The organism is Mesorhizobium sp. WSM3862, from assembly GCF_002294985.1.
Taxonomy (GTDB): Bacteria; Pseudomonadota; Alphaproteobacteria; order Rhizobiales; family Rhizobiaceae; genus Mesorhizobium.
Genome location: NZ_NSGE01000002.1, coordinates 571,395 through 584,892, shown reverse-complemented (window position 1 = coordinate 584,892; position 13,498 = coordinate 571,395). Strand labels below are relative to the sequence as shown.

The 13,498-nt window shown below is 63.9% G+C and carries 13 protein-coding genes; 9 read left to right on the top strand and 4 right to left on the bottom strand.

What is annotated here, in order from left to right; genetic code table 11:
* Nucleotides 1-3: 3 nt before the first annotated feature.
* Nucleotides 4-951, top strand: a complete 948-nt coding sequence (locus CK224_RS07070; RefSeq protein ID WP_095781250.1) for a cation diffusion facilitator family transporter — start codon at nt 4-6, stop codon at nt 949-951.
* A gap of 265 nt (nt 952-1,216) precedes the next feature.
* Here the strand turns inward: CK224_RS07070 and CK224_RS07065 are convergent, their stop codons facing one another.
* A complete protein-coding gene (locus tag CK224_RS07065; protein WP_095781249.1) occupies nt 1,217-2,299 on the bottom strand; it encodes a hypothetical protein in 1,083 nt (360 codons plus the stop codon).
* Nucleotides 2,300-2,406: 107 nt separating this feature from the next.
* Here CK224_RS07065 and CK224_RS07060 point away from each other — a divergent pair, with 107 nt between their 5' ends.
* From CK224_RS07060 to CK224_RS07040, 5 genes are all read left to right on the top strand, one after another.
* Nucleotides 2,407-2,841 carry a DsrE family protein gene (locus CK224_RS07060; RefSeq protein WP_095781248.1) on the top strand — a complete coding sequence of 145 codons (435 nt, stop codon included), beginning with the start codon at nt 2,407-2,409 and terminating at the stop codon, nt 2,839-2,841.
* An 83-nt stretch (nt 2,842-2,924) separates the two neighbouring features.
* Nucleotides 2,925-3,710, top strand: coding sequence for an SDR family oxidoreductase (locus CK224_RS07055; RefSeq protein WP_095781247.1), 786 nt, complete (start codon nt 2,925-2,927; stop codon nt 3,708-3,710).
* Between the two features lie 52 nt (nt 3,711-3,762).
* Entirely contained in the window at nt 3,763-4,074 is a 312-nt protein-coding gene (locus CK224_RS07050; RefSeq protein WP_095781246.1) for a putative quinol monooxygenase, read from the top strand.
* 76 nt (nt 4,075-4,150) lie between these two features.
* Entirely contained in the window at nt 4,151-5,254 is a 1,104-nt protein-coding gene (locus CK224_RS07045; protein ID WP_095781245.1) for an AbrB family transcriptional regulator, read from the top strand.
* Nucleotides 5,255-5,306: 52 nt separating this feature from the next.
* A complete protein-coding gene (locus CK224_RS07040) occupies nt 5,307-6,059 on the top strand; it encodes an SDR family NAD(P)-dependent oxidoreductase (RefSeq protein WP_066994875.1) in 753 nt (250 codons plus the stop codon).
* On the opposite strand, the gene CK224_RS31195 is transcribed toward CK224_RS07040, so the two are convergent.
* From CK224_RS31195 to CK224_RS07025, 3 genes are read right to left on the bottom strand one after another with little or no spacing between them, the layout of a single operon-like run.
* Entirely contained in the window at nt 6,053-6,310 is a 258-nt protein-coding gene (locus tag CK224_RS31195; protein ID WP_176477868.1) for a hypothetical protein, read from the bottom strand. The two genes, CK224_RS07040 and CK224_RS31195, sit on opposite strands and share 7 nt — an antisense overlap.
* On the bottom strand, nt 6,310-7,086 hold the full coding sequence (locus CK224_RS07030; RefSeq protein WP_095781244.1) for an alpha/beta hydrolase-fold protein: 777 nt from the start codon (nt 7,084-7,086) through the stop codon (nt 6,310-6,312). Before CK224_RS07030 ends, CK224_RS31195 begins: the two co-directional genes overlap by 1 nt.
* Nucleotides 7,087-7,090: 4 nt before the next feature.
* Nucleotides 7,091-8,257, bottom strand: coding sequence for an ATP-grasp domain-containing protein (locus CK224_RS07025; protein WP_095781243.1), 1,167 nt, complete (start codon nt 8,255-8,257; stop codon nt 7,091-7,093).
* A 525-nt stretch (nt 8,258-8,782) separates the two neighbouring features.
* Between CK224_RS07025 and leuA the strand changes: the two genes are divergently transcribed.
* The 3 genes from leuA to CK224_RS07005 all read left to right on the top strand — a co-directional run bounded on the left by leuA (nt 8,783) and on the right by CK224_RS07005 (nt 13,472).
* Nucleotides 8,783-10,459, top strand: a complete 1,677-nt coding sequence (gene leuA, locus CK224_RS07015) for a 2-isopropylmalate synthase (protein ID WP_066994872.1) — start codon at nt 8,783-8,785, stop codon at nt 10,457-10,459.
* A 197-nt stretch (nt 10,460-10,656) separates the two neighbouring features.
* Nucleotides 10,657-12,444, top strand: a complete 1,788-nt coding sequence (locus CK224_RS07010) for a tetratricopeptide repeat protein (RefSeq protein ID WP_095781242.1) — start codon at nt 10,657-10,659, stop codon at nt 12,442-12,444.
* Nucleotides 12,445-12,671: 227 nt separating this feature from the next.
* Nucleotides 12,672-13,472 carry an alpha/beta fold hydrolase gene (locus CK224_RS07005; RefSeq protein WP_095781241.1) on the top strand — a complete coding sequence of 267 codons (801 nt, stop codon included), beginning with the start codon at nt 12,672-12,674 and terminating at the stop codon, nt 13,470-13,472.
* Nucleotides 13,473-13,498: the final 26 nt, after the last annotated feature.

The window sequence follows — 13,498 nt, the reverse complement described above, 5'->3', positions numbered from 1 at the left end:
ACGATGGCCGCGGTGGAAGACACGGCGACGGCGGCCGCAAGAGCCGCCGCGAAGCGCAAGATCGCCAGCCTCGCTTTCTGGTCGATCGTCATCGCCTTCCTGGTGATGGGGCTGAAATTCGTTGCCTGGCAGATGACCGGCTCCGTGGCCCTCTATTCCGATGCTTTGGAATCCATCGTCAACGTCATCACTGCGGCAGCCGCTCTCTGGGCGATCCGCATCAGCCATAAGCCGGCCGATAGCGACCATCCCTTCGGCCATCACAAGGCCGAGTATTTTTCTGCGGTGCTCGAGGGTGTTCTGATCGTCGTTGCGGCGCTGCTGATCATCGCCAAGGTGTGGCAATCGCTGCAGAGCCCCGCATCGCTCGAACAGCCCTGGCAGGGCTTGGCGATCAATGCCGGCGCGGCGCTCGTCAATGCCGTCTGGGCATTCGTGCTGATCCGCAACGGCCGCAGCGAACGATCGCCGGCCCTGGTCGCCGACGGCCAGCACATCATGACCGACGTGCTTACCTCGGTCGGCGTCATCGTGGGCCTTGTCGCCGCGGTGATGACTGGATGGCATATCCTCGACCCGCTGCTTGCGCTCCTTGTTGCACTGAACATTCTCTATCAAGGCTGGAAGCTTACCGGAGAGTCGCTGAGCGGATTGATGGATCGTGCCGTCGACACCCAGGAGCACATGCAGATCCGCGATATCATCTCGGCCAATTCGAAGGGTGCGCTGGAGGTGCATGACCTGAAAACCCGCATCGCCGGGCGAGCGACCTTCATCGAGTTCCACCTCGTCGTCGACGCCGACATGACGGTCGGCGCCAGCCATGTCATTTGCGACCGCATCGAGGACGCGCTGAAGGCCGAGATCCCATCGGTGCGCGTCACCATCCATGTCGAGCCGGACGACGAGGCGAAGCTGCCGAAAGGCACGGCGGCAGTGCCTTTCGCCTGAAGCGATTTCCAGGCACGCCTTGGAAAATTGGCCGGGCCTCCGCGGTGCCGTCATCCGTGGGCGAAGCCGGAGCGAAGCTCCGTCGCGGAGACCCTGGGACCCATGTCGTGACCTTGGCCGAAGCATGCAGCGGAGCAGAATTCTACACCGTTTCAACGCCTTAGCATATCGGGCATGGATTCTATGGTCTGTGCCGCGTCCCTTCGCTCCCTGCTCCGCCATAGGATGACGAAGCGCCACACTTCAGAGTGGCGAAGTGACACACTCACGGCGTGCAGGCCGACTGCGGCATCGGATTGAGCCTGTACACCTTGTCGTCGGACTTGGTCTTGCCGCCCGCCATCTTCGAGCAGAGGTCGACGATGGCGAGCGCATTGTTGGGGTTAGCCAGCAGCATCGTGCCGCTGGCGCCGCGCTTGAGAAAAATCTCCTTCTGCGAGATGTCGCAGGCAAAGTCGCTCATCTTGGAGCTGGCCGAGCAGCGCCACTGATCGGCCTCGCCCTGGCAGGAATAGGTCTGCGTAACCTTGGCCTCTTTCTGCCTGGTCGTCACCGAGATGGCGATGTCGGCGCCGTCTGGCCAGTTGGCGGCATCGCCACCGGCGGCGAAGGAAGCAAGCTCGATCGGCCCGCGGAAGACGCGGATCGACTGCGTCATCTGGTCCGGATGGGATTTCAGATGCGCGTCGTCATAGTCGCGGCCGTAGCAGAAGGGCTGGTCCGGCTTCAGCCGCTCGCGCAGCGGGGCCCCGAGCGCCGGGTCGATCGGATCGATGCGCGCGAACTCCGCCTTGCAGGTGTCGGCCGGCATCGGATCGAGACGGAAATTGTCGTCTTCGCTGCCCAGCGCCTGCTCGTCGTATTTCGCCTTGCCGAGATCCTCCTCCGCGCCGGCGTCGAGATAGACGTCAGGCTGCACGTTGGAGAGGATCAGCCGGCCCTTGTCGTCGACTTTCAGCGAGGCGAGCGTGCGGTCGCATTCCATGCCGCAGCGAATGCCGCTCGCCTTGTCGCTCGGATCCTCCTTGTTGCACCAGCCAGCCGCCCATTCCGGCTTCTTGGCGCCGCGCACCGTGGTGGTGAGAAAGCCGTTATAGGCAGCGTCGGACATCGAGCTCGGCTCCTCGTTCGGCCGGCTGACCGGATCGTGGCCATGGTAGAAGAAGATGCGCGCCACCTTCTGGTGCGGATGCGCCTTGAGATGGGCGGCATCATAGACCCGGCCGAAGCAGACGTCGGCGCCGCTCGGGCTGAGTTCGGTCAGCCTGGGGGCATCATCTGCGAGCGCCGCGCCGGCAAAGAACAGTGCGGCACCCAGCACCGCGCCTGCCACCATCCTCGACGTCATGTGATCCTCTCCTCGCACCGACAGGACGTGATTGCGATTCATGCTAGTCTAGGCACGAAGGCTGGGCCACGCAAACTTGCGAGGGCCGCCGGATCGAGGAGGATGCGATGCTGCGCCGTGACGTTTTCCGCGCCGGTCTTGCCGGAGTGGGCGGTTTTTTCGGTCTGCGACAGGCGAGCGCCGCCGCCGCCGAAGACAGGCTGAAGGTCGCCTACCATCTCAGCGACCCCGACAAGGTCAACTTCGTCCTCGGCAACATCAAGAACCACTATGAGGGCACCGGCGGCAATGTCGAGGTCGTGCTGGTCGTCCACGGGCCGGCGCTTGCGGCCTTCAAGGCAAAGAGCGCTTCCGGAGCGACCTCCAGCCGCTTTGCCGGCCTCGTCCAGCAGGGACTTGTTCCGCAGGCCTGCGGCAACACAATGCATGGCATGGACATCGCACTGACCGACCTGCTTGCCGGCTTCCAGGTCGCGGAGAGAGGCGGCGTGGTCAAGCTCGCGGAGCTGCAGCGCCAGGGCTATGTCTATCTGCGGCCCTGAATTCGCGCCCTGATCTTGCCTTGACTTGAACACCTGGCCGGGAAGCGTCTACCAATTGCCAGCGCAATCCTGGAGATATCGACGTGCCAACTGACTCGACCACGCTTGTCATTCCCGATCTTGCCGGCAAGGCGGTGCTGGTCACCGGCGCGTCGACCGGGATCGGAGCAGCCCTCGCCCTCGCCTATGCCCGGCAGAAATGCCGCGTTGCGCTGCATTACAATTCAAGCCGGGAAGCCGCCGAAGAGGTCGCCAAAACCATCCGCGACGACGGCGGCGAGGTGTTTTTGACGCAGGGCGATTTTTCGGTTCCCGCCGACGTCGAGCGTGTGGTCGAGGAGAGCGCTGAACATTTCGGCCGGCTCGACGGGCTGGTCAACAATGCCGGCGGCATGCTCGGCCGCGTTGCCTATGCCGACCAGACCGAGGCGCATTACGATGCGGTGATGGATCTCAACGCGCGCTCGGTGCTGACGGCCTCGCGCAGAGCGATCCCATGGCTGAAGCGCCAGGGCGGCTTCATCATCAACACCACCTCGATCGCCGCCCGCAACGGCGCCGGCGGCGGCGCCGGCCTCTATGGCTCGTCCAAGGCCTTCGTCTCCAACGTGACGCGCGGCATGGCCAAGGAGCTGATCGGCTTTGGCATCCGCGTCAACGCCGTGGCGCCCGGCACCATCCTGACCCCGTTCCACGAGCGCTATTCCACCGCCGAGCAGATGAAGGGCATGGTTGCCACCATTCCGCAGGGTCGCGCCGGAACGGCCGAAGATTGCGTCGGCGCTTACCTGTTCCTGTCTTCCGACCGCTTGAGCGGCTACATCATCGGCCAGGTGATCGAGGTCAATGGTGGCCAGTTGATGCCGTGAGCTGGCGATTGCATACTCAGCTCAGCGTGCAACCTGGAGGGAGAGGAAGGGAATGTTCGGACTGATCGGCAAGATGCGGGCGGCACGCGGCCAGCGCGATGCAGTCATGGACGTGCTGCGTGAGACGACCGGTGCCCTGCCCGGCTGCCTGAGCTACATCATCGCCACCGATCCGGCCGATGCCGACGCGATCTGGGTCACCGAAGTGTGGACCGATCAGGCAAGCCATAAGGCGTCCCTGCAACTGCCCGAAGTCCAGGCGGCAATCGCCAAGGCGCGTCCTTTCATCGCCGGCTTCGAATTCCAGGTCGAGACCCATCCTGTCGGCGGCTTCGGCCTTCCGGCCCCCGAGAAGGGCAGCTGAGCGCGAGACCGTCGCCAACGGCATTTCCGCGGGAAAATGGGTTCGCATTTGTCCGTGCCCGGGCTAAGAGCCGGATATGGACTCTTCATCAGAAGGACCGTCACTGGAGCAACCGTCTGTTCAACGCATGACGCGATTGCGCCCGCTGCAGCAGTGGCTGGCGCTGGTGGTGCTCTCGCTGCTCTTTGCCGGCGCGCTGGAATTGGCCGCCTTGCCTGCGGCGCTGCTGATCGGCCCGATGCTTGCCGCGATCCTGGCCGGCACCAACGGCGCCACGGTGCGCGTACCCCGCGCGCTGTTCAGTTCCGCTCAGGCCGTGGTCGGCTGCCTGGTGGCGAATTCGATCTCGGTCGACATATTTCCGGTCTTCTACGCCGAATGGGCGCTCTTCTTCGGGACGGTGGTGGCGACGCTCACCGCCTCCAGCCTGCTAGGCTGGCTGATCAGTCGCTGGCGCATCCTGCCAGCCACCACGGCGGTCTGGGGTTCCTCGCCGGGCGCCGCCACCGCCATGGTGCTGATGGCCGGCGCCTTCGGTGCCGACCAGCGCCTCGTCGCCTTCATGCAATATCTGCGCGTCATCTTCGTTTCGGTGACGGCGGCGCTCGTCGCCAAGATGTGGGTCGACACGTCGGGCGTCGAAGTGCCGCCCATCATCTGGTTTCCGCCGATCGATCCATTGGCCTTTGGCGCCACCCTTGGCATCGCGGTCGTCGGCGGCCTGCTCGGCAAGCTGCTCAGGCTGCCCTCGCCCTTCTTCCTTGGCACCTTCATCTTTGGCGCGGTAATCCATCTCGGCTTCAGCGTGCCGATGCAATTGCCGCCCTGGCTGCTGGCCGTCAGCTACGCCATGGTCGGCTGGTCGATCGGGCTGAACTTCACCCGGCCGATCCTGCGCCACGCGGCACGCGCCCTGCCGCAGATCATCGCCTCGATCGTAGCGCTGATCGCCTTCTGCGGCGGCATGGCTTTCGTCATCAGCCGCGTGCTCGGGATCGATCCGCTGACCGCCTATCTGGCGACCAGCCCCGGCGGCATGGACAGCGTCGCCATCATCGCCGCCGCCGCGCAGAACGTCGACATCTCCTTCGTCATGGCGCTGCAATCGGCCCGTTTCCTCGTCGTGCTGCTTGTTGGGCCAAGCGTCGCCAAGCTTGTGGCGCGAAACGTCATAGACTGATCCGCGCTACCAAGTGCATGGAGAAGCAGAGGAAATGGCCATGAACCGTCGTTTGAATGCTGTCGATCTCTCTGGCCGCGTCGGGGTCGTGACGGGCGGCGCGCAAGGCATCGGCCTTGCGGTCGCCCGACGCCTGCTGTCGTCGGGCGCAAGCGTCGCCATCTGGGACATCGACCAGGCCGCGATGGCGAGCGCTGTGGCCGAGCTTGCTCCCTTGGGCCGGGTCGAAGCCTTGCTTTGCGACCAGTCGCAGATCGAGGCCGTCGACCGCGCCGCCATCGAGACCGAGCAGGCGCTCGGGCCTGTCGATCTCCTTGTCAACAATGCCGGCATTGCCGGGCCGGCCGCGACCGTGGTGGACTATGACCCCGCCGCCTGGCGGCAGATCATCGAAATCGACCTCAACGGCGTCTTTTACTGCTGCCGCCGCCTGGTGCCCGGCATGATCGCGCGCAACTACGGCCGCATCGTCAATGTCGCTTCGGTGGCCGGCAAGGAAGGCAATCCCAACGCCGCCGCTTATTCGGCCGCCAAAGCCGGCGTGCTTGCGCTGACCAAGTCGCTCGGCAAGGAACTCGCCGGCCGCGACATCGCCGTCAACGCGCTGACCCCCTCGCCCGCCCGCACCCGTATCCTCGAACAGCTCACCGAGGCCCAGGTGACCTATATGCTCAGCAAGGTGCCGCGCGGTCGATTCGTCGAGGTGGAGGAGGCTGCAGCCATGGTCGCCTTCATGCTGTCGGACGAGAATTCCTTCACCACTGGCGCCACCTTCGATCTGTCCGGCGGGCGCGCGACCTACTGAGTGAGGGTCGCGACAGCGCGCCCACGCCGCCATTCCACATGGCCCGAGGTGGCGGCCAACCCCGCGACGCGCATCAAAAGGGATTGCAGGCCGATACTGTCGGATTGGTTCCAGCGCGCGGTCTGCTCGCGTCCGCGGAAGGAACGGCCCCAATCGGTGAGCAAGGCATCGGCGGTGAGGGTTCGAGAAAGGCCCCGGGTCGCCGGCATTGGTGGCTTCGACAAGCGGCGGATCGGGTCGGGCGCGGTCATCAGTCGATCCTGTGCATCAGGTCGTCATCGAGCCAGCGGCCAAAGAAATAGACGAGTTGCTTGTGCCACCACGGCCAGTCGTGGCTGACGTCGCCGCCCCAATAGTCGACCCAGGCCGCAATGGATTTCTCGCGCAGCACCTGCTCCAGTTCGCGCGTTTCGACGAGCATTCGTTCTTCCCAGGCGCCCTGCCCGCAGCAGAAGATCAGCCTCAGCGCCCTCAGCCGCCCGAGCAGCTTCTGGTCGACGATGCCCGGCAGATAGTCGAGCGGCGAATTGTAGAAGATGCTGCCCTCCAGCGCCCGACCGAAAAAGTCGCGGGTCGAATAGACGCCGGATAGCGAGATCACGCCGCTCGCCAGCTCCGGAAAGCGGAACACGAAATTCGACGAGTGGTAGCCGCCCATCGAGCAGCCGCAGAACAGCGGCTTGAGGGCGCGTCCGCCATTGGCCTTGGCGGCAACCGCCTGCAGCTCCGGCAGCGCCTCCTCGCGCACATAGCGGAAATAGGCTTCGTGGCGGGCGATGCGACTGATGGGATCGCCATGCTTGTCGCAGAAGGATTCCGAATCGATGCCGTCGAGCGTGAACAGCTGGATGCGGCCGGTGTCGACGAATTCGGCGAGTGCTGCGACGCCTCCCGAATCCTCGAACTGGTAAAAACGCCCCTGCGAGGTGGGAAACACCACCACCGGCCGCCCGGCATGGCCGTAGCGCTTGTATTCCATGTCGCGGCCGAGATTGCGGGCATGGGCCTTGTGATAGGAGACGTCCATCGGCTCACGCCTTTTCCGCGTGGATATAGTCAACCGCCTGACGCAGCGCCTTCTGGTCCTTCGAGCGCATCTGGTAGGCGTAGTTCCCCATGGCGCGGCTGAAAACCTCTTCGATGGCCTGATGGTGGACGATCTTGTCGCCGTGGGCGGCTAGCACGTCCTCATGGCTGTGCAAATAGTCGAGGTGCCGCTTGCGGCTGGCATAGGCCGTGAAATACTTGCCCTTGTAGGGCCCGCCGGCCACGTCCTTCACCACCATGTTGGCCCATTCGGCATAGACGTCGATGTCGAAGGTGTAGTTGATCGCATCCGTCATCCAGGCGCCTGGCGGCCGCATGTTGACCTCCAGCGCAATGATGCGCTTGTCCCTGGTCTCGAACAGTTCGATGTGGAAGAAGCGCTCGCGTACGTCGAACGCCATGAGGATCTTGCGGCCTGCCTCCTCGACCCCGGGCGTGATCTCGGGGAAGCAGGTGTAGCTCATATGGCGGTCGCGGTTGACCACCTCCATGACGCTCTGGTCGTAGCGGTGGCTCGCCGCCAGCACCACCTCGCCGTCGCGGTTGACCAGCCCGTCGAAGGTCACCACCAGCCCCTCGATGAACTGCTCCATGACGAAGGTCACGCCTTCGGGCTTGTCCTTGAAGAATTGGTCGAGCTCCTTCGCGTTGGAGATCTTGAACGTGTTCGAGGCGCCGGAGCCCGAATCCGGTTTCACCACCACCGGATAGCCGACCCGGCGGATGAAGGTCATGGCGCCGGCGCGATCGGAGCATTTGCGTTGCGGGATTGTCTCGACGCCGCTCTTGCGGAAGAAGGCCCGCATGCGGCTCTTGCGCTTCAAATTCTTCACGAAGTCGAGCTTGGTGCCGAAGATGTTGAAGTCGGTGCGGATATTGGCCTCGAGCTCCAGCCAGTGCTCGTTCAACGACTCGAAGCGGTCGATGCGGCCCCATTTGTGGATGAAATGGCCCATCGCCCGGAATACGGCATCGTAGTTCTCCATGTCCGCGACCCGATAATATTCCGAAAGCGCCGCCTTGAGCTTGCTGCTCAGCGTCTCATAGGGCGCGTCGCCGATGCCGAGCACGGTGGCGCCGGCCTTCTTCAGCCGGTCGCAGAAATCGGCGCCGTTGGCCGGAAAATGCGGCGAGAAGAACACGAAATTCATGCACGACCTCCCCCTCGGATCAGGTCCTCCGGAAGCGAGTGTGGCGCATTTGGCTGATGCGGGGAAGAGCCGCGCCAAGGCATGCCGCGCAAAACTGTGCAGCGGTTTTGGGAAGACGATATGCATGAAACCAAAGACTTAAAGCCCCCGGCACTTGCCTCCGGATGCCCGCTCCTGTAAGAGAGCCGGCATGACCACGCGCACCCGCTCCGTCGCTTCTCCTCGCCCCGGCTTTGCCGGCGAGACCGTGCGCGCGCTTGCTTCGACCCTGCTCCTTCTCGGCCTTATTGGCGATCGCCGGGTTCGCTGAAGGAGCGCCCGGCGGTCGAAAACCGCCGCTTTGGGCGCCTGCTCCTTGGCTAGATTGGCAAGTCACATCAAGCGAACGAAACTCTTTGGTAAGGCGCCGCTCGGCACCGATCCGCCTGAAGGCGGTCCCACGAGCCGCCGGGAGAAACGACGATGAATAGAAGAGAAGCAATCCGCGCCGGCGAGGCCGAAACGGGCGCGCAAGCGCCCGGCCACATGGCCGATGCCGCCCGCAAATATCAGCCCTACCCGACCGTCAACCTCGCCGATCGCACCTGGCCGTCCAAGGTGATCGACAAGGCGCCGATCTGGTGCTCGGTCGACCTGCGCGACGGCAACCAGGCGCTGATCGACCCGATGGGCCATGAGCGCAAGGCGCGCATGTTCGCGCTGCTGCTCGACATGGGCTTCAAGGAGATCGAGATCGGCTTCCCGTCGGCCTCGCAGACCGACTTCGACTTTGCCCGCTGGTGCGTCGAGGAGGGCGGCGTGCCCAAGGACGTGTCGCTGCAGGTTCTGGTGCAGTGCCGGCCCGAGCTGATCACGCGGACCTTCGAGGCGCTCGAGGGCGCCCACCGCCCGATCGTGCATTTCTACAACTCGACCAGCGAACTGCAGCGCCGCGTCGTCTTCGAAAAGGACGTCGCCGGCATCAAGCGCATCGCCACGGATGCCGCCAAGATGATCACCGACATGGCCGCCAAGGCCGGCGGCGGCTTCCGTTTCGAATATTCGCCGGAGAGCTTCACCGGTACCGAGCTCGAGGTCGCGCTGGAGATCTGCAACGCCGTCACCGAGATCGTGAAGCCGACGGCCGACAACAAGCTGATCGTCAACCTGCCGTCGACGGTCGAGATGTCGACGCCCAACGTCTACGCCGACCGCATCGAGTGGATGTGCCGCAATCTCGACAACCGCGACAAGCTGATCATCTCGCTGCATCCGCACAACGACCGCGGTACCGGCATCGCCACCACCGAGCTCGGCCTGATGGCCGGCGCCGACCGCGTCGAGGGCACGCTGTTCGGCAATGGCGAGCGGACCGGCAATGTCGACATCGTGACGCTGGCGCTCAACATGTACACGCAAGGCGTCGATCCCGAGCTGGACTGCTCCGACATCAACCGGATGAAGGACGTCTACGAATATTCGAACCAGCTGAAGATCCCGGAACGCCACCCCTATGTCGGCGAGCTCGTCTACACCGCTTTCTCCGGCTCGCACCAGGATGCCATCAACAAGGGCATGAAGGCGCTGCGCAAAGCCAACACGCCGGTGTGGGAAGTGCCCTACCTGCCGATCGACCCCGCCGATGTCGGCCGCACCTATGAGGCGATCATCCGCATCAATTCGCAGTCGGGCAAGGGCGGCATCGCCTACGTGCTGCAGGCCGACTATGGCCTCAATCTGCCGCGAAACCTGCAGATCGAGTTCAGCCAGGACATCCAGGCGATCACCGACGCCGAAGGCAAGGAAGTGCCGGCCAAGCGCATCCACGAGCGCTTCCTCGAAGCCTATGTCGACCAGCCAGGCGCCAGGCTGAAATTCCTCGACCATCGCACCTATCCGGACACCGCGGTAAAGGGCCGTCGCGTGGTCGAGGCCGAAATCGTCGACAAAGGCAAGGAAGTCACCATCACCGGCACCGGTACCGGCCCGATCGACGGCTTCGTCGATGCCCTTTCGCGCCATATCGGCGTCGACATGTCGGTGCTCGACTATTCCGAACATTCCTTGCAGCGCGGCTCGAACGCCTCGGCCATTTCCTATGTCGAGATGGAATATCCCGGCGGCAAGCTGTTCGGCGCAGGCATAAACACCAACATCGTCGCCGCCTCGCTGGAGGCCGTGGTCTCGGCCGCCAACCGCATCCTGGGCCGCAAGCCCGCCTGATTGTTCGATTGATAAAGCGTGGCGCGTTCATCGGACGTGCCACGCTTCATGGCAGGCGCGAGCCGCGTTCAAATTCGTTAACCGGCCGGTAAATTTCCCGTGGCTTACGCGATCACATAACAGAAGGTTCCTTGTGCGCTGGAGCGCGCGCTATATTATCGCGTCCTAACCTGTGCCGACTCTGAAAGGTCCGACACTTGGAGCCTGCCACGCCTGCCGCCCCCGCAGTGCGCGAGACATTGGAGCGACTGCTTGCCAGCGAAACGTTCGGACGATCCGAGCGGGCCCGCAGGCTGTTACGCTATCTCGTCGAACGTGAGCAGGCAGGCGAAGCCGACCGGCTGAAGGGTGTATCCATTGCCATGGATGTCTTCGGCAAGGACGGCGATTTCGACGGATCGACCGACGCGGTCGTCAGGGTCCAGGCGGGGCGGCTGCGCGAGCTTTTGGATCAATATTTCGCCAGCGAAGGTATTGGCGAGCCGGTGCGCATCGCCATTCCGCGCGGCGGCTATGTGCCTTCCTACGAGCTGAACGCCATACGGCTCCCAGCCGACGCCGAACCCGCGGATGCCGCCCCGATCGCCCGGCCATCCAAGCATTTCGAGAAGCCCGAGGCCGCCGCCGCTCCGGTCGACGCCGTGCCGCTGACGACGACCCGGGCACCGACCGAATCCGCGTCATTGCTGACGCGCCAGTTGCGGTTCTTCTGGGCCGCCATGGTGCTGGTCATCGCCATGCTGGGTATCCTTGTCGTCCGCCAGGGTAACGCCTTTCTTCATGGTGACGACGCGGCCGCGCCGGTCGAAGTCGAAACGGCAGGCGCGACCGGCAGCGTCGCTTCCCAAACGTTCGACGGCCTGCCTTTGATCTACTTGGCCATCAAAGCCGACGGACCCGAGGCGGCCCGTGTTGCTTCCTCGCTGCGCGCCGGTCTGGCCGGCTTCGATACAATAGACTTCATCGGACGCGACGCCGACGCTACGCGCAATCGTTCCGCCGATCCGATCAGCTTCGTTTTCGATCTTATCCCCGGGACAGCCGCCGGCGACGTCATGATTGAGCTGCAGAGCGTCGCGACGGGACGGGTTCTCCTGTCACGCAACCTGACACCGGCCGAAAGCGCGCCTGGTGCGGTCGAAAGCAACATCGCCAATCTCCTCACCTCTACCGTCCCCGCTTCGGGCGCGATCTACAGCTATATCGACCAGAGCGATATCCGGACCAGCCAGATCGGATGTCTGGTGCTCGACGACCTCTACTATCTCGACCAGAGCGCCAAGGCGCACGAAGCTGCGTATCGCTGTCTGGAGAAGCTGGTCAGGGAAAGCACCAAATCATCGCTCGTCTACTCGGAACTGGCTTCCCTGCATCTGGAAGCCGTCAACAACCGCTACGCCTATCCGCCCGGCGCAACGGTCGAGCAGGCCATGTCGTTTGCCCACCGCGCCATTCAGATGGCACCGATGAGCCCGCACGCGCATCGCGCCTATGGCTACCTCAACTCGCGCCTCGGCAACACCGACGAAGCGATCCGCTGGATGCGCAAGGCTTATGAGCTCAACCCCTACGATCTCGGCATGGCCGCCGCTTATGGCTATGGCCTGATCTTCGCTGGCAGATACCAGGAAGGGACGCCGATCCTGGGCCATGCCGTCGAGGCCTTCGGCGGTCATCCGACCTGGTGGGACTATGGCCTGTTTGTCGGAGCCTTCATGCAAGGCGACACTCAGAGGGCAGCGATTGCCAGCGAGTCGCTGCGGACCACCGCGTCCAAGTCGCATTATTTGGCGGCACGCCTGATCGGCGCCAAGATCTCAGGCCGCGACAAGCTCGCAAACGAATTGGCGAACGAGCTCACGGCCGAATTCCCGAAATTCGCCGCCAATCCGCGCGCCACTTTTGTTGACAGGAAGTACCCCGCCGATCTCATCGACCGGCTGGTGCAATCCTTGCGCTCTGCGGGCATCGGCAATCCGAGCTGAGCGAACGTGGAGCATTCGCCGACGCGTGCGAGCCTGTTGAATTCGCTCGCCGGATCTGCTCGGCACAGCGGGCGTCGACACTCAACGAGTCTTAGGCCTGCTTACGCGTTCGATTGGGGCGCGCACGGCGAATTCGCGAAGATTTTACTGGCTATCGACCTGCTCAGGGAGCAATTCAGCCACAATCTTGAATTGCCCCTCATACTGCTTCACAGCCAACAATCTCGATGTTTAACTCTCTTCACGTCGCCGAAAGCGGTGCTGGCTCGAAGACAATCGTCTTCCTGCACGGCTTCGGCGCTTGCCATTCGATCTGGCGCGACGTGATTGCGGGAGTGACGCCCGATGTGAGGACACTGGCCTACGACCTGCCGGGCCACGGAAACTCCCTGGAGTGCCAGGCGGCAGGAGTCAAGCAGGCCGCTGGGGTTATCCTGACCGATCTGGGCAAGCGCCGCCTGGGCAAAGTTCACGTCGTCGGCCATTCCATGGGCGGCGCGATCGCGACATTGATGGCATCTGCCGATCCCGAAAGGGTGGCCTCGCTGACCTTGCTGGCGCCCGGCGGCTTCGGCCCCGAGATCAACGGTCCGTTGCTGCGGCGCTATGCGGCCGCGGCCGATCGAGATGAGATCTGCGCCTGTCTTGCCGCCATGTCGGGGCCGCAAAGTTCTCCTCCTCAACACGTGGTGGAGGCGCTGTGCGGCATGCGCAAACGGCCGGGCCAGTTGCGGACCCTCGTCGGTGCTGCAGCCGTGATCACCAGGGAAGACCGACAAGGTATCATCCCGAGCGAACGGCTGGAAACCCTGAGCATGCCGGTGATGGTGCTTTGGGGAACGGACGATCCCGTCCTGCCCGTCGCCCAGGCCGAGGACTTGCCGCCGCATTTCCACCTGCACCACGTGCTGGAGGCGGGCCACATGCTGGTCGAGGAGGCGCCTGACCTGATTGCAGAGGCCGTGCGCCGCAACACGCGTCGCCGCGGCAGAATCCGGAGACCGGTGTTCAGCGCAGCCGCAAGCTGAGCCCATCTCGCAGTGCATTTTGCCGG